Genomic DNA, 16,263 nt, shown 5'->3' with positions numbered 1-16,263 from the left:
TGGTCAATAAACGAAGCACGGATTCTGATTTTATTGCCAAGCCGTTGCATGGCAAGGGTTTACGTCAGATTTTGCGCTTGCCGCTGACCTGACAATGTTACTGCCGCCACTGAAATATTCCAAACACCACTGAGTACATATCCATTCGATGCATCACGGCTTTCTACAGGTTGCGCCCTTACGAAGAGATCAAAAACCAGATCAAAATCTGATTCATTGGACCTGCACCTTTTTTACCCAAGCCCTGAAATAGAACCAGACTGTCCATTCTATTAATAGAAGCGATGGCAACAGGCCCATGATTAACGCCGACCGTCTGTTAGAATCGCGTTTTTATGACGGTGTGCAGCGACAAACAGCACACCCGCAATCCTGATGATGAGCGCCAACGCGCGAAGAGAGCCCGAATGACCGTCACCCTCAAAACCCCCGAGGACATCGCAAAAATGCGTGTCGCCGGCAAACTGGCCGCCGAAGTCCTGGAAATGATCGCCGAGCACGTCAAGCCCGGCGTGACCACCGAAGAGCTGGACCGCATCTGCCACGACTATATTGTCAACGTGCAGCACGCCATCCCTGCTCCGCTCAACTATAAAGGCTTCCCGAAGTCTATCTGCACCTCGATCAACCACGTGGTGTGCCACGGCATCCCTGGCGACAAGGTCCTGAAAGACGGCGACACCCTGAACATCGATGTCACCGTGATCAAGGACGGCTACCACGGCGACACCAGCCGCATGTTCCACGTCGGCAAGGTACCGGTCTGGGCCGAGCGCCTGTCGCAGGTGACTCAGGAATGCATGTACAAGGCCATCGAGATCGTCAAACCGGGCTGCCGCCTGGGCGATATCGGCGAAGTGATCCAGAAGCACGCTGAAAAGAACGGCTTCTCGGTGGTTCGCGAGTTCTGCGGCCACGGTATCGGCAAGGTCTTCCACGAAGAACCGCAAATCCTGCACTACGGTCGCGCTGGCACCGGTATGGAGCTCAAGGCAGGCATGACCTTCACCATCGAGCCGATGATCAACCAGGGCAAGGCCGACACCAAGGTGCTGGGCGATGGCTGGACCGCCATCACCAAGGACCGCAAGCTGTCCGCACAGTGGGAGCACACCCTGCTGGTGACCGAGACCGGCTACGAGATCTTCACCCTGCGCAGCGATGACACCATCCCGCGCGTTTCGGCCTGATACTTGCATGTTGCCACCGTTTAAACAGAAAAAACCACGATAGGAATGCCAATCGATGCCGCAGGTGGATCCAGAACTTTTTGACCGCGGCCAGTTCCAGGCCGAGCTGGCATTAAAGGCAAGCCCCATTGCCGCTTTCAAAAAGGCGATCCGCCAGGCACGCGAGGTGCTCGACGAACGCTTCAAAAAAGGGCGCGATATTCGCCGCCTGATCGAAGATCGTGCATGGTTCGTCGACAACATCCTGCAACAGGCGTGGGATCAGTTCACCTGGAGCGACCAGGCGGACATCGCTCTGGTCGCAGTCGGCGGTTATGGCCGCGGCGAACTGCACCCCTACTCCGACATCGACCTGCTGATCCTGCTGGACAACGCCGACCACGAAATTTTCCGCGATTCCATTGAGCGTTTTCTGACGCTTCTCTGGGACATTGGCCTGGAAGTCGGCCAGAGCGTGCGGTCGGTGGCCGAGTGCGCAGAGCAAGCCCGTGCCGACCTGACCATCATCACCAACCTGATGGAAAGCCGCACCGTTGCTGGTCCCGAGCATCTGCGCCAGCGCATGCTGGACGTCACCAGCACCGAGCACATGTGGCCCAGCAAAGACTTTTTCCTGGCCAAGCGCGCCGAGCAGAAGGCTCGCCACCACAAGTACAACGACACCGAATACAACCTGGAACCCAACGTCAAAGGCTCCCCTGGCGGCCTGCGCGATATCCAGACCCTGTTGTGGGTAGCCCGCCGCCAGTACGGGACCCTGAACCTGCGCGCCCTGGCCGGCGAAGGCTTTCTGGTCGAAAGCGAGCACGCCCTGCTCGCCTCATCCCAGGAGTTTTTGTGGAAGGTGCGCTACGCCCTGCACATGCTCGCAGGCCGCTCCGAAGACCGCCTGCTGTTCGATCATCAGCGCAGCATCGGCGAATTGCTGGGCTTTGCCGGCGAAGATGCCAAGCAAACCATCGAAAACTTCATGCAGCAGTACTACCGGGTGGTCATGAGCATTGCCCAGCTCAGCGACCTGATCATCCAGCACTTCGAAGAGATCATCCTCGCTCCCGAAGACGAAGCGCCGCCAACGCCCTTGAACTCACGCTTCCAGTTGCACGATGGCTATATCGAAGCCACCAGCGACTACGTGTTCAAGCGTACGCCCTTCGCCATGCTCGAAATTTTTCTGCTGATGGCCCAACACCCTGAAATCAAGGGCGTACGGGCCGATACAATCCGCCTGCTGCGCGAACATCGCTACCTGATCGACGACGATTTCCGTAAAGACATTCGCAATACCAGCCTGTTTATCGAGCTGTTCAAGTGCAAGATCGGTATCCACCGCAACCTGCGCCGCATGAACCGCTACGGCATTCTCGGACGCTACCTGCCCGAATTCGGCTTTATCGTCGGGCAGATGCAGCACGACCTGTTCCACATCTATACGGTCGACGCCCATACCCTGAACCTGATCAAGCACCTGCGTAAGCTGCAATACACCCAGGTATCAGAGAAATTCCCGCTGGCCAGCAAGCTGATGGCCAAGCTGCCAAAACCCGAACTGATCTATCTGGCCGGGCTGTACCACGACATCGGCAAAGGCCGACACGGCGACCATTCCGAAATTGGCGCAGTGGATGCCGAGGTGTTCTGCATTCGCCACCAGTTGCCGCTGTGGGACACGCGCCTGATCGTCTGGCTGGTGCAAAACCATCTGGTGATGTCCACCACCGCTCAACGCAAAGACCTGTCAGATCCGCAGGTCATCCATGACTTTGCCCAGATCGTGGTCGACGAAACTCATCTCGACTACCTCTATGTACTGACCGTCGCCGACATCAACGCCACCAACCCGACGCTGTGGAACTCCTGGCGCGCCAGCCTGTTGCGCCAGCTCTACACCGAAACCAAGCGCGCCTTGCGTCGCGGCCTGGAAAACCCGGTAGACCGCGAAGAACAGATTCGCCAGACCCAAAGTGCTGCGCTGGACACCCTGGTACGCAATGGCAACGATCAGGATGATGTGGAGCAGCTCTGGTCACAACTGGGTGATGACTACTTCTTGCGCCACACCTCGGCCGACGTAGCCCTGCACACCGAAGCCATCCTGCAACAGCCCGCCGATGGCGGGCCGCTGGTGCTGATCAAGGAAACCACCCAGCGCGAGTTCGAGGGCGGCACGCAGATCTTCATCTATGCACCCGATCAGCACGACTTCTTCGCCGTGACCGTGGCGGCCATGGACCAGCTCAACCTGAACATCCATGACGCACGCATCATCACGTCCAGCAGCCAGTTCACCCTCGACACCTATATCGTGCTCGACAACGACGGCGGCTCCATCGGCAACGATCCGGCGCGCATTGAAAAAATCCGCAAGGGCCTGACCGAAGCCCTGCGCAACCCGGACGACTACCCGACCATTATCCAGCGCCGGGTACCGCGCCAACTGAAACACTTTGCCTTCGCGCCCCAAGTGACAATCCACAACGACGCCCAGCGCCCGGTCACCGTACTGGAACTCAGCGCCCCAGACCGCCCGGGCCTGCTGGCCCGGATCGGGATGATCTTTCTGGAGTTCGACCTGTCGTTGCAAAACGCCAAGATCGCCACCCTGGGCGAGCGCGTCGAAGACGTATTTTTCATTACCGATGCACACAACCAACCGTTGTCCGACCCACAGCTGTGCATGCGCCTGCAGGAAGCGATCGTCGAACAACTGACGGTCAACCAGGATTCAACCCCAGAACCGTGGCGCCTTAGCATTTAACCGCCGCCGAGTGAGACCCGCACCCCATGAACAACGCTCTAAACCAGCTTCAGCCTTACCCGTTCGAAAAACTGCGCGCCCTGCTTGGCAGCGTGCAGCCCAATGCCGACAAGCGACCGATTGCGCTGTCGATTGGCGAACCGAAACACCGCTCGCCGGACTTCGTGGCCAAGGCACTGGCTGACAATCTCGACCAGATGGCGGTCTACCCGACCACCCTGGGCATCCCCGCGCTGCGTGAAGCCATCGCTGGCTGGGCCGAGCGTCGCTTCAACGTGCCAAAAGGCTGGCTAGACCCGGCGCGCAATATCCTGCCGGTCAACGGCACCCGTGAAGCCCTGTTCGCCTTCACCCAAACCGTGGTCAACCGTGGCGACGACGCACTGGTCGTCAGCCCGAACCCGTTCTATCAGATCTACGAAGGCGCAGCCTTCCTTGCCGGGGCCCAGCCGCACTACCTGCCATGCCTGGCCGAACATGGCTTCAACCCGGATTTCGACGCGGTATCGGCCGAGACCTGGAAGCGCTGCCAGATTCTGTTCCTGTGCTCACCGGGCAACCCGACCGGCGCACTGATCCCCCTCGACACCTTGAAAAAACTCATCGCCCTGGCCGACGAACACGATTTCGTGATCGCCGCCGACGAGTGTTACAGCGAGCTGTACTTCGACGAGCAAACGCCGCCAGTGGGCCTGCTCAGCGCTTGCGTGGCACTGGGCCGTGAAGACTTCAAGCGTTGCGTGGTGTTCCACAGCCTGTCCAAGCGCTCGAACCTGCCAGGCCTGCGCTCAGGCTTCGTGGCGGGCGACGCCGAGATCCTCAAGGCATTTTTGCTGTATCGCACCTACCACGGCTGCGCCATGCCGGTACAAACCCAGCTGGCCAGCATTGCCGCCTGGAATGACGAGGCTCACGTACGCACCAACCGCGATTTGTATCGCGAGAAATTCGATGCGGTGCTGGCGATCCTGGCCCCGGTACTGGACGTACAGCGCCCGGATGGCGGGTTTTACCTGTGGCCAAGGGTTGAGGGCGACGACGCCGAGTTCTGCCGCGACCTGTTTGCGCAAGAGCACGTGACCGTGGTGCCGGGCTCTTACCTGTCCCGTGAAGTCGACGGTTTCAACCCTGGAGCAGGACGGGTACGCATGGCACTGGTCGCGCCACTGGCTGAGTGCGTAGAAGCCGCCGAGCGCATTCGCGACTTTATCCAGCGCCGGGGCTGAACCCCTCGACACTGACCCGCTCCCACACAATGGCACTGCAAGGCGCTATAAAACCGGTGGGAGCGGGCTTGCCTGCGATGCCATCAACTCGGTCTGACTGACAAACCGCGGCGATACAATCGCGAGCAAGCCCGCTCCCACACAAGGCTGGTGTATCACTTCACCGACCCCAGATTGGCCTCGCTCAAGTCCAGATCCTTGAGAATCTCGCTCAATGCGTCATCCCCGATTTCGTGATGACGTCTCAAGCTGTAAAGCTCCAGCCGTTGCGCCCTGAGCGCCTTGAGTCGCAGCCGGCTTTCCAGCTGGTCCATCTGGGTCGCCAGTTCCTGCGCCTGCGCCGTGTCGTTATACACCTCAAGTTGATGACGATATTCGGACATGATCCGCGCCTTCAACTCAGCCGCCAACGCTGCCTGAGCGGCATCCTGCTGCCCAACTGCCTCGACCACGTCTTCAGCTTCCAGCGCGTGGATCGCCGCCTCGGCAGTGCGTCGCCAGGCTTCTCGCACTTCATTGCGCATGGCATCGTCCGGGCTTTTTTCAATCCCGCGCAACAACAAGGGCAGCGCAATGCAAGCCGCCACCAGAGACAGCAGGATCACCCCCGCAGCAATAAAGATCAGCAGGTCACGCTCGGGAAAATCCAGCCCCTCGTTCAGTAACAGCGGTATGGACATCACACCCGCCAGCGTCACTGCGCCGCGCACACCCCCAACGGTCAAGAGCCAGCAGGAGCGTGCAGTCGGCACCATTGTCAGCTCACCCTTGCCGCGCAGGCGGCGCAACAGGCCAGACAAACGCCAGATGCTCTGTACCCAGATAAATCGCAGCGCCAGCAACACCAGAAAAATCGCCACGACATCCAGGCAGCGATACATCAAGGCGGGCCACAGTGTTGGCTCCAGGTGGACCACAGCCTTGATGATGTCCGGCAGTTGCAGGCCCAACAGCAAAAAGATCAAACCGTTGAACGCAAACTCCAGCAGCGACCACACACTGCGGTTAAGCATCCGGGTGCTGGTCTGGCGCGGCAACAGGTCCAGCCAGCTCTGCATCATCCCTGCGGCAACGGCTGACAAGATACCCGACGCGCCCAGGCGCTCGGCCAGTACATAGGCCGCAAAAGGCAGCAGCAACATAAACACCACGTGGGTTGCCGGGTCATCCCAGCCACGGGCGATCATCCACGAGCGCAGGCGCCCCACCAGCCAGCTCAGGGCCACACCGATGGCCAAACCGCCGCACGCCACCAACACAAACGCCAGGCTGGCATTGGTCAGGTAAAACACCCCGGTAATGGCGGCCACCAGTGCAAACTTGAATGTCACCAGGCCCGTCGCATCATTCATCAATGCCTCGCCTTGAAGCATGTGCATCAAGGGTGCGGGCAAACGATTTTGCGCGATGGCCGATACCGCCACGGCATCGGTGGGTGACAGCACCGCCGCCAGCGCAAACGCCACCGGCAAGGGGATGGTCGGCAATAGCCAGTGAATGAAATAACCTGCACCCACCACCGTGAACAGCACCAACCCGACCGCCAGCGTCAGGATCGGCCCGCGCAGGCGCCAGAACTCGCGTTTGGGCATGCGCCAGCCATCCGAGAACAGCAGCGGCGGCAGGAACAGAAACAGGAACAATTCTGGCTCCAGGGCCACGTGCAGGCCCAGGGTCGGCCAGGCCAGTACAGCGCCAGCAGCAATCTGCACCAATGGCAAAGGCAAGGGAATCAAACGCCCCAATAGACGCGAGACTCCCACCAGCATCAGCAGGATGAGGACGGTATAGGCGGTTTGCATATCGACAAGGTTCCCAAACAATCAGCTTCTACTAGACACAGCTAGCAACATTTTTGCATTGCAGGTCATAGTAGCCGCTGGCGATACATCTGGAGCCTGAACATAAGTCGCAGTGCGACGACATGTCACAAGAACATGAGATGCTCAAGCCATCCACGCCCAAGCACGCTGCCCATGGCATAATCCGCGGCTGATCATTTTCACGCATCTCCAAGGGGGGCAATTTCCGTGACCGATTCAAGCAAGACGTTGCACCTTTTCGGCATCAAAGCCTGCGACACCATGAAAAAGGCTCGCACCTGGCTGGATGAACATGCTGTGCGCTACGACTTCCATGACTACAAAAGCAGCGGCATTGACCGTGAACACCTGACCCAGTGGTGCAACGAGCACGGCTGGCAAGTGGTGCTCAATCGCGCAGGTACAACCTTTCGCAAGCTCGACGACGAACGCAAAGCCGATCTCGACCAAGCCAAAGCCATTGAACTGATGCTCGCCCAACCCTCGATGATCAAGCGCCCTGTGCTCGATCTCGGTGACAAAACCCTGATTGGCTTCAAGCCAGATCTTTATGCGGCGGCCCTTCTTTAAGCGACCGCCCATTTATTTTTGTAAGAGGTAATTGCATGTCTACTACCCTGTTCAGCGCAGCCTTCGGCGTCGGCACCCAAAACCGTCAAGGCGCATGGCTGGAAGTGTTCTACGCACAACCCCTGATCAATCCATCGGCCGAGCTGATCGCAGCCGTAGCCCCAATCCTGGGCTACACCGGCGGCAATCAGGCAATCACCTTTACCACCGCGCAAGCAGCACAAATGGCTGAAGCCGTTAAACCGGTCGATGCAGCTCAAGCAGCCCTGCTGACCCGTCTGGCCGAAAGCCACAAGCCGCTGGTCGCCACTTTGCTGGCCGAAGATGCCGCGCTGACCTCAACGCCAGAGGCCTACCTCAAGCTGCACCTGCTGTCCCATCGCCTGGTCAAGCCCCACGGCCTGAACCTGGCCGGTGTGTTCCCGCTGCTGCCGAACGTGGCCTGGACCAGCCAGGGCGCCATCGACCTGAGCGAGCTGGCCGAGCGTCAACTCGAAGCGCGCCTGCGTGGCGAACTGCTGGAAGTGTTCTCGGTCGACAAGTTCCCGAAAATGACCGACTACGTGGTGCCTGCTGGCGTGCGTATCGCTGACGCGGCCCGTCTTCGCCTGGGTGCTTACATCGGCGAAGGCACCACCGTGATGCACGAAGGTTTCGTCAACTTCAACGCTGGCACCGAAGGCCCGGGCATGATCGAAGGCCGCGTCTCGGCTGGCGTATTCGTCGGCAAGGGTTCGGACCTGGGCGGCGGTTGCTCCACCATGGGCACCCTGTCGGGTGGTGGCAACATCGTGATCAAGGTGGGCGAAGGCTGCCTGATCGGCGCTAACGCCGGTATCGGCATCCCGCTGGGCGACCGCAACACGGTTGAATCCGGCCTGTACCTGACGGCTGGCACCAAAGTGGCGCTGCTGGACGAAAACAACCAGCTGGTTAAAGTACTTAAAGCCCGTGACCTTGCAGGCCAACCTGACCTGCTGTTCCGTCGCAACTCGCAAACCGGCGCTGTGGAATGCAAAACCCACAAGTCGGCCATCGAGCTGAACGAAGCACTGCACGCTCACAACTAAGCGTTTATCTGCCACTGACGTGGCTGGTTTCCAGCCTCGTCAACAGAGCCCGAACACCATGCTTTTGCCTTCTCCCTGGCGCGCTGACTTCCCAGCCATCGCCGCCTTGCAACGTCAGGACCAGACCTATCTGGACAACGCTGCAACCACGCAAAAACCCCAAGCCCTGCTCGACGCACTGACGCACTACTACGCCAACGGCGCAGCCAACGTGCACAGGGCCCAACACCTGCCGGGCGCTCACGCGACCCAGGCATTCGAAAACACCCGCCACAAAGTGACGCAATGGCTCAATGCCGGCGAATGCGGGCAAATCGTTTTCACCCACGGCGCCACCTCGGCCCTGAACCTTCTGGCCTATGGCCTGGAGCACCAATTCAATGCGGGCGATGACATTGTTATCAGCGCCCTGGAACACCACGCCAACCTGCTGCCGTGGCAACAGCTTGCCCAGCGTAAACAACTGAATCTGGTGGTATTGCCACTGGATGCCGATGGCGTCATCGACCTCGATGCGGCCGCTCGCCTGATCACCCCGCGCACCCGCCTGCTGGCCGTGAGCCAACTGTCCAACGTACTCGGCGTGTGGCAGCCCTTGCCCGCGCTGTTGGCCCTGGCCAAGGCACAACATGCACTGACGGTGGTTGATGGCGCACAAGGGGTGGTCCATGGCCGGCATGACGTGCAAGCGCTGGGCTGCGACTTCTACGTATTTTCCAGCCACAAACTCTACGGTCCCGACGGGCTGGGCGTGCTGTTCGGTCGCCACGAAGCACTGGCCCGATTGCAGCACTGGCAGTTTGGCGGCGAGATGGTGCAAGAAGCCGACTACCAGCACGCCACCTTCCGCCCCGCCCCGCTCGGGTTTGAGGCTGGCACTCCGCCGATTGCCAGCGTGATCGGGCTGGGGGCAACCCTAAACTACCTGGCCAACCTCGATCAGGCCGCCGTCCAAGCCCACGAAGCAGCGCTGCACGCGCTACTGGTCGATGGCTTGAAACAGCGCCAAGGCATTCAACTGCTCGGGTCGCCACACTTGGCGCTGGTCAGCTTTGTGGTTGAGGGCGTGCACAACGCCGACCTGGCCCACTTGTTGACCGAACAGGGGATTGCCGTTCGCGCCGGGCATCACTGCGCCATGCCGCTACTGAAAAGCTTTGGGCTGGCCGGTGCCATCCGTGTCTCGCTGGCGCTGTACAACGACTCGGAAGATCTGGAACGCTTCTTCGACGCCCTTGATCAGGCTTTGGAGCTTTTGCAATGACCCTGCCCGCCGACGCCCAGGCCGCACTCGACAGTTTTGAGCACTGCTCGGGCTGGGAGCAGCGCGCACGCCTGCTCATGCAATGGGGCCAGCGCCTGGCGCCATTGAGCGACGCCGACAAAACCGATGCTCATCGCGTGCATGGCTGTGAAAGCCAGGTGTGGCTGGTGGGCGAACGGGTCGATGGCCATTGGCAATTTGCTGCCAGCAGTGATGCGCGACTGATTCGCGGTTTGGTGGCGTTACTGCTGGCGCGAGTCAATGGCTTGAGCACCGAGCAACTGCAACAGGTTGACTTGCCTGACTGGTTCGACCAGCTGGGTCTGAGCCGCCAGCTATCACCGTCGCGCAGCAATGGCTTGAACGCCGTGCTGCAGCGGATGCGGGAATTGGCAGGCTGAACCGCAGCGATACCTGTAGTCGCTGACGAGGAACGAGGCTGCGATTGGCTGCGTAGCAGTCATGAATTAGCCGTTCATGTGTAGCAGGAATCTCGAGGATTCAGACTGTACGGGGTGCTACTCACCCCGATCGCAGCCTCGTTCCTCGTCAGCGACTACAAGGACCGCATCGCACTCATTCAGGCTTGACCCGCTCCGAAGGCCGGCGCACGCCCGCTACGATTTTGTCCACCGCCTTGGTGGCCGCGACCATGCCGAAGGTCGCCGTCACCATCATCACCGCGCCAAAACCACCGGCGCAGTCCAGTTTGACGCCATCACCGACAAAGCTCTTCTGCAGGCAAATACTGCCGTCCGGCTTGGGATAGCGCAGCTGCTCGGTGGAGAACACGCATGGCACGCTGTAATGGCGCGTCATGGTCCGCGAAAAGCCATAGTCGCGGCGCAAGGTCGAACGAACTTTCGAGGCCAGCGGGTCATTGAACGTGCGGTTCAAGTCACAGACCTGAATCAGCGTCGGGTCGATTTGCCCGCCCGCACCACCGGTCGTGATGATCTGGATCTTGCGGCGCTTGCACCAGGCAATCAGTGCCGCCTTGGCATTGACGCTGTCGATGCAGTCGATCACGCAGTCAATATTCGGGGTGATGTACTCGGCCATGGTTTCGCGCGTCACGAAATCCGCGACTTCGTGAACGATGCAGTCCGGGTTGATCTGACGCAGACGCTCGGCCATCACCTCGACCTTGTCCCGACCAATGGTCGTGCTCAAGGCGTGCAACTGCCGGTTGCTGTTGCTGACGCAAACGTCATCCAGGTCAAACAGCGAAATTTCGCCCACACCGCAGCGCGCAATCGCTTCCGCAGCCCAGGACCCGACACCGCCCACACCGACGATCGCCACATGTGCCGCCTTCAGTCGTTCAAGGCCTTCCAGCCCATATAACCGGGCTACACCGGCAAAACGTGGATCTTCTGTACTCATGACCAACCCCCAAAAACCGGCGCGCATTATAGGGGGATGACATGACATTGAGTATTTTTCCTACAAGCTATCCGACCAAGACTGCTTTAATGGCCTATAGAGTAGGAAGACAAGAGCTACAAGAAATAAATAAAGAACTTAAGTTCGCTGCAACTGCCAAATGCCAGACCCAATTCCATCAGCTATACGATAGGTCTGAGCACAGTGTAGGATGCGCGCCGCTTGGCACCCGCCGACCGATCTTCGTTCCACTCCCTTTGGAACCCGAAATAGTTATGTCATCGCGTAAATTTGGACTCAACCTGGTGGTGGTACTGGCCATTGCCGCACTGTTCACAGGCTTCTGGGCGCTGATCAATCGCCCGGTGTCTGCACCCAACTGGCCCGATCAAATCTCCGGTTTTTCGTATTCGCCGTTCCAACAAGGCCAGTACCCGCAGAAAGACCAGTACCCGACCGACGATGAAATGCGTCGCGACCTGGAGATCCTCAGCAAGCTGACCGACAACATTCGGACCTACTCGGTCGACGGCACCTTGGGTAATATCCCCAAGCTGGCGGAAGAGTTCGGTTTGCGCGTGACCATCGGGATCTGGATCAGCCCTGATCTGGAGCGCAACGAGCGCGAAATCCAGAAAGCCATCGAGCTGGCCAATAACTCGCGCAGCGTCGTGCGGGTTGTGGTGGGTAACGAAGCCCTGTTCCGTGAAGAGATCACGCCAGAAGACCTGATCGTGCTGCTGGATCGTGTCCGGGCCGCGGTCAAGGTGCCTGTCACCACGTCCGAGCAATGGCATATCTGGGAGAAATACCCGCAACTGGCCAAGCACGTTGACCTGATCGCCGCGCACATCCTGCCGTACTGGGAATTTATCCCGGTGGACAAGGCCGGTGAGTTCGTACTGGACCGTGCCCGCGACCTGAAAAAACTGTTCCCGAAAAAGCCCCTGCTGCTGTCGGAGGTTGGCTGGCCGAGCAATGGCCGCATGCGCGGTGGCGCTGATGCCACCCCGGCCGACCAGGCGATTTATCTGCGTACGCTGGTCAACACCCTGAACCGTCGCGGCTACAACTACTTTGTGATCGAAGCCTTCGACCAGCCATGGAAGGCCAGCGATGAAGGCTCCGTAGGCGCGTACTGGGGCGTGTACAACGCTGCACGCCAGCAAAAATTCAACTTTGAAGGCCCGGTGGTCGCCATCCCGCAATGGCGCGTACTGGCCATTGGTTCGGTGGTGATGGGCTTGCTGTCGCTGGCGCTGCTGCTGATCGACGGCTCCGCACTGCGCCAGCGGGGTCGCACCTTCCTGACCTTCACCGCGTTCCTGTGCGGATCGGTGCTGGTGTGGATCGGTTACGACTACAGCCAGCAATACAGCACATGGTTCAGCCTGACCGTCGGCTTCCTGCTCGGACTGGGCGCGCTCGGGGTGTTTATTGTCCTGCTGACCGAGGCCCATGAGCTGGCCGAGGCGGTCTGGACGCATAAGCGGCGACGAGAGTTCCTGCCGGTCGAAAGCGACGACGCCTATCGCCCGAAAGTCTCGATCCATGTGCCCTGCTACAACGAGCCGCCAGAGATGGTCAAACAGACCCTCGATGCCCTGGCGAACCTCGACTACCCCGATTTCGAAGTGTTGATCATCGATAACAACACCAAGGATCCGGCAGTCTGGGAGCCCGTGCGCGACTACTGCGCCACCCTGGGCCCGCGCTTCAAGTTCTTCCACGTGGCACCCCTGGCCGGCTTCAAGGGCGGCGCGCTGAACTACCTGATCCCGCACACCGCGCCGGATGCCGAAGTGATTGCTGTGATCGACTCCGATTACTGTGTGGATCGCAACTGGCTCAAGCACATGGTGCCGCACTTTGCCGATCCGAAAATCGCCATTGTGCAATCGCCCCAGGACTACCGCGACCAGAACGAAAGCACCTTCAAGAAGCTCTGCTACTCGGAATACAAGGGTTTCTTCCACATCGGCATGGTCACCCGCAACGACCGCGACGCGATCATTCAGCACGGCACCATGACCATGACCCGACGCTCCGTGCTCGAAGAGCTCGGCTGGGCGGACTGGTGCATCTGTGAAGACGCCGAGCTGGGCCTGCGCGTATTCGAAAAAGGCTATTCCGCAGCGTATTCCCACAACAGCTACGGCAAGGGCCTGATGCCTGACACCTTTATCGACTTCAAGAAACAGCGATTCCGCTGGGCCTACGGTGCGATTCAGATCATCAAGCGTCACACCTCAAGCCTGTTGCGCGGTAAAGACACTGAACTGACCCGTGGCCAGCGCTATCACTTCCTCGCGGGCTGGCTGCCGTGGGTGGCCGATGGCATGAACATCTTCTTCACCGTGGGCGCCCTGTTGTGGTCGGCGGCGATGATTATCGTGCCGACGCGGGTCGATCCGCCGCTGCTGATTTTCGCCATCCCGCCATTGGCACTGTTCGTGTTCAAGGTCGGCAAGATCATCTTCCTGTACCGCCGTGCCGTGGGGGTTAACCTCAAGGATGCGTTTGCGGCAGCACTGGCCGGGCTGGCGTTGTCCCACACCATCGCGAAAGCGGTGCTGTACGGATTCTTCACCACCAGCATTCCGTTCTTCCGGACACCCAAGAACGCCGATAACCACGGCTTCTGGGTCGCCATTTCGGAAGCCCGTGAAGAAGTGTTCATCATGCTGTTGCTCTGGGGCGCGGCGCTGGGGATCTTCCTGGTCCAGGGTCTGCCAAGCAACGACATGCGCTTCTGGGTGGTGATGTTGCTGGTGCAGTCGCTGCCGTATCTGGCGGCGCTGATCATGGCCTTTATGTCTTCGCTGCCCAAACCGGTGGACGCGGCACAAGAGCAACCGGCTGCATAAATTGACTGCAACCTCCTAAACGGCGGCCTCTGGCCGCCGTTTTGCTTTAAGATAACCGCCCTTTCTCGCCCGCCCCGCACATGCCCTGCTTCGGAGTCCACACCATGACGGCCCACGCCGACCTTTCGCCGACCCTGCAACTTGCCTGCGATCTGATCCGTCGCCCTTCCGTGACCCCGATCGACGCCGACTGCCAGAAGCTGATGATGCAGCGCCTGGGCGATGCCGGCTTCAAGCTTGAGCCGATGCGCATCGAGGACGTAGACAACTTCTGGGCCACCCACGGCAAACACGAAGGCCCGGTACTGTGCTTCGCTGGCCACACTGACGTGGTACCGACCGGCCCGGTGCAAGCCTGGCAAAACGACCCGTTCGACGCGCTGATCGATGAACACGGCATGCTCTGCGGCCGTGGCGCCGCAGACATGAAAGGCAGCCTTGCCGCCATGCTGGTGGCGGCCGAGCGTTTCGTCGCCGACTACCCGGACCACAAGGGCTCGGTCGCATTTCTGATCACCAGTGACGAAGAAGGCCCGGCCCATCACGGCACCAAGGCCGTGATCGAGCGCTTTGCTGCCCGTAACGAGCGTCTGGACTGGTGCATCGTCGGTGAACCGTCAAGCACTTCCCTGGTGGGCGATGTGGTCAAAAACGGCCGTCGCGGCTCCCTGGGCGCCAAGCTCACCGTTCGCGGCGTTCAAGGCCATGTGGCCTACCCGCACCTGGCCAAGAATCCGATTCACCTGGCAGTACCTGCGCTGACCGAACTGGCCGCCGAGCATTGGGATAACGGCAACGCCTTCTTCCCGCCGACCAGCTTCCAGATTTCCAATCTGAACTCCGGCACGGGCGCAACCAACGTGATCCCGGGGGATCTGGTGGCGGTCTTCAACTTCCGCTTCTCCACCGAGTCCACCGTTGAAGGCCTGCAAAAGCGCGTGGCGGACATACTGGACAAGCACGACCTGGACTGGCACATCGACTGGGCGCTGTCCGGCCTGCCGTTCCTGACCGAGCCGGGCGCCCTGCTGGACGCGGTGTCGTCGAGCATCAAGCAGGTCACTGGCCGCGAAACCAAAGCTTCTACCAGCGGCGGGACTTCGGACGGGCGCTTTATCGCGACCCTGGGTACCCAGGTCGTCGAACTGGGACCGGTCAACGCGACCATTCACCAGGTCAACGAGCGGGTTCTGGCCAGCGATCTTGATGTACTGACCGAGATCTACTACCAAACCCTGATCAAGTTGCTCGCCTGATGCTCGCCTGCCCAATTTGCAGTGCACCGCTGAACGCGGTCGACAACGGCGTGGCGTGCCCGGCCGGGCATCGCTTTGACCGCGCCCGCCAGGGTTATTTGAACCTGCTGCCCGTGCAACACAAGAACAGCCGTGACCCTGGCGATAACCAGGCAATGGTTGAAGCCCGCCGCGACTTTCTCAATGCAGGCCATTACGCGCCCGTGGCCAAGCGCCTGGCCGAACTGGCGAGGGAACGAGCGCCGCAACGCTGGCTCGACATCGGTTGTGGCGAGGGTTACTACACCGCGCAAATCGCCGAGGCACTGCCCAACGCCGATGGCTACGCACTGGATATCTCCCGCGAGGCGGTCAAGCGCGCCTGCAAGCGCAGCCCGCAACTGACCTGGTTGATCGCCAGCATGGCCCGCGTGCCACTGGCCGATGCCAGCTGCCAGTTTTTGGCCAGCGTCTTCAGCCCGCTGGACTGGCTTGAAGCAAAACGCCTGCTCAGCCCGGGGGGCGGCCTGATGCGTGTTGGCCCGACTCGCGGGCACTTGATGGAGCTGCGCGAACGGCTGTACGACGAAGTGCGCGACTATTCAGACGACAAGCATTTGGCCCTGGTGCCCGAAGGCATGCAGGTGCAGCACAGCGAGACACTGGAATTCACCCTCAGCCTGAGTGAGCCCCAGGATCGCGCCAATCTGCTGGCCATGACCCCCCATGGCTGGCGCGCCAGTGCCGAGCGTCGCGCCCAGGTCATCGAACACCCCGAGCCTTTAGTGGTGACGGTGTCGATGCGCTACGATTACTTCGTGCTTCAATAACCAACTTTACGGCCAAGGGCACACGCCCTTGGCCCGATTAATCC

The 16,263-nt window shown here is 60.2% G+C and carries 12 protein-coding genes; 10 read left to right on the top strand and 2 right to left on the bottom strand.

From position 1 onward, the window contains the following. Positions 1–335 precede the first annotated feature (335 nt). From map to dapC, 3 genes are read left to right on the top strand one after another with little or no spacing between them, the layout of a single operon-like run. Positions 336–1,190 carry a type I methionyl aminopeptidase gene (map, locus tag AC19YQ_RS07065; RefSeq protein ID WP_326397448.1) on the top strand — a complete coding sequence of 285 codons (855 nt, stop codon included), beginning with the start codon at positions 336–338 and terminating at the stop codon, positions 1,188–1,190. A 55-nt stretch (positions 1,191–1,245) separates the two neighbouring features. After that, complete coding sequence (locus AC19YQ_RS07060) at positions 1,246–3,948, top strand: [protein-PII] uridylyltransferase (protein WP_219261627.1); 2,703 nt, start codon at positions 1,246–1,248, stop codon at positions 3,946–3,948. A gap of 26 nt (positions 3,949–3,974) precedes the next feature. Continuing rightward, positions 3,975–5,174, top strand: coding sequence for a succinyldiaminopimelate transaminase (gene dapC / locus AC19YQ_RS07055; RefSeq protein ID WP_326397445.1), 1,200 nt, complete (start codon positions 3,975–3,977; stop codon positions 5,172–5,174). Positions 5,175–5,329: 155 nt separating this feature from the next. On the opposite strand, the gene AC19YQ_RS07050 is transcribed toward dapC, so the two are convergent. After that, positions 5,330–6,976, bottom strand: coding sequence for a Na+/H+ antiporter (locus tag AC19YQ_RS07050; protein ID WP_500594854.1), 1,647 nt, complete (start codon positions 6,974–6,976; stop codon positions 5,330–5,332). A gap of 282 nt (positions 6,977–7,258) precedes the next feature. Between AC19YQ_RS07050 and AC19YQ_RS07045 the strand changes: the two genes are divergently transcribed. From AC19YQ_RS07045 to AC19YQ_RS07030, 4 genes are read left to right on the top strand one after another with little or no spacing between them, the layout of a single operon-like run. Then, on the top strand, positions 7,259–7,567 hold the full coding sequence (locus tag AC19YQ_RS07045; protein WP_228795906.1) for an arsenate reductase: 309 nt from the start codon (positions 7,259–7,261) through the stop codon (positions 7,565–7,567). 35 nt (positions 7,568–7,602) lie between these two features. Beyond that, positions 7,603–8,637: a 2,3,4,5-tetrahydropyridine-2,6-dicarboxylate N-succinyltransferase gene (dapD, locus tag AC19YQ_RS07040; protein WP_133077733.1), complete on the top strand. Its 1,035-nt coding sequence runs from the start codon at positions 7,603–7,605 to the stop codon at positions 8,635–8,637. A 58-nt stretch (positions 8,638–8,695) separates the two neighbouring features. Next, positions 8,696–9,901, top strand: a complete 1,206-nt coding sequence (locus AC19YQ_RS07035; protein WP_219261629.1) for an aminotransferase class V-fold PLP-dependent enzyme — start codon at positions 8,696–8,698, stop codon at positions 9,899–9,901. Then, entirely contained in the window at positions 9,898–10,302 is a 405-nt protein-coding gene (locus tag AC19YQ_RS07030; RefSeq protein ID WP_133077735.1) for a SufE family protein, read from the top strand. Before AC19YQ_RS07035 ends, AC19YQ_RS07030 begins: the two co-directional genes overlap by 4 nt. A gap of 175 nt (positions 10,303–10,477) precedes the next feature. Here AC19YQ_RS07030 and tcdA read toward each other — a convergent pair whose 3' ends face one another. Then, a complete protein-coding gene (tcdA, locus tag AC19YQ_RS07025) occupies positions 10,478–11,287 on the bottom strand; it encodes a tRNA cyclic N6-threonylcarbamoyladenosine(37) synthase TcdA (protein WP_133077736.1) in 810 nt (269 codons plus the stop codon). Positions 11,288–11,562: 275 nt separating this feature from the next. On the opposite strand from tcdA, the gene AC19YQ_RS07020 reads away from it, so the two are divergent. From AC19YQ_RS07020 to AC19YQ_RS07010, 3 genes are all read left to right on the top strand, one after another. After that, positions 11,563–14,154: a glycosyltransferase gene (locus AC19YQ_RS07020; protein WP_326397444.1), complete on the top strand. Its 2,592-nt coding sequence runs from the start codon at positions 11,563–11,565 to the stop codon at positions 14,152–14,154. A gap of 104 nt (positions 14,155–14,258) precedes the next feature. Further along, a complete protein-coding gene (gene dapE, locus AC19YQ_RS07015; RefSeq protein ID WP_219261630.1) occupies positions 14,259–15,410 on the top strand; it encodes a succinyl-diaminopimelate desuccinylase in 1,152 nt (383 codons plus the stop codon). After that, positions 15,410–16,219, top strand: a complete 810-nt coding sequence (locus AC19YQ_RS07010; RefSeq protein WP_326397443.1) for a putative RNA methyltransferase — start codon at positions 15,410–15,412, stop codon at positions 16,217–16,219. Before dapE ends, AC19YQ_RS07010 begins: the two co-directional genes overlap by 1 nt. The last annotated feature ends 44 nt before the right edge of the window (positions 16,220–16,263 follow it).

The sequence above is a fragment of the Pseudomonas sp. MF06569 genome (assembly GCF_059862735.1).
Note: the sequence above shows the minus strand (reverse complement) of the source record. Positions and strands in the feature narration are given on the sequence as shown.

Bases quoted from the DNA above. Each gene is read 5' to 3' on its own strand.
- map (WP_326397448.1), top strand. From the start codon at position 336: ATGACGGTGTGCAGCGACAAACAGCACACCCGCAATCCTGATGATGAG.
- AC19YQ_RS07060 (WP_219261627.1), top strand. From the start codon at position 1,246: ATGCCGCAGGTGGATCCAGAACTTTTTGACCGCGGCCAGTTCCAGGCC.
- dapC (WP_326397445.1), top strand. From the start codon at position 3,975: ATGAACAACGCTCTAAACCAGCTTCAGCCTTACCCGTTCGAAAAACTG.
- AC19YQ_RS07050 (WP_500594854.1), bottom strand. From the start codon at position 6,976: ATGCAAACCGCCTATACCGTCCTCATCCTGCTGATGCTGGTGGGAGTC.
- AC19YQ_RS07045 (WP_228795906.1), top strand. From the start codon at position 7,259: ATGAAAAAGGCTCGCACCTGGCTGGATGAACATGCTGTGCGCTACGAC.
- dapD (WP_133077733.1), top strand. From the start codon at position 7,603: ATGTCTACTACCCTGTTCAGCGCAGCCTTCGGCGTCGGCACCCAAAAC.
- AC19YQ_RS07035 (WP_219261629.1), top strand. From the start codon at position 8,696: ATGCTTTTGCCTTCTCCCTGGCGCGCTGACTTCCCAGCCATCGCCGCC.
- AC19YQ_RS07030 (WP_133077735.1), top strand. From the start codon at position 9,898: ATGACCCTGCCCGCCGACGCCCAGGCCGCACTCGACAGTTTTGAGCAC.
- tcdA (WP_133077736.1), bottom strand. From the start codon at position 11,287: ATGAGTACAGAAGATCCACGTTTTGCCGGTGTAGCCCGGTTATATGGG.
- AC19YQ_RS07020 (WP_326397444.1), top strand. From the start codon at position 11,563: ATGTCATCGCGTAAATTTGGACTCAACCTGGTGGTGGTACTGGCCATT.
- dapE (WP_219261630.1), top strand. From the start codon at position 14,259: ATGACGGCCCACGCCGACCTTTCGCCGACCCTGCAACTTGCCTGCGAT.
- AC19YQ_RS07010 (WP_326397443.1), top strand. From the start codon at position 15,410: ATGCTCGCCTGCCCAATTTGCAGTGCACCGCTGAACGCGGTCGACAAC.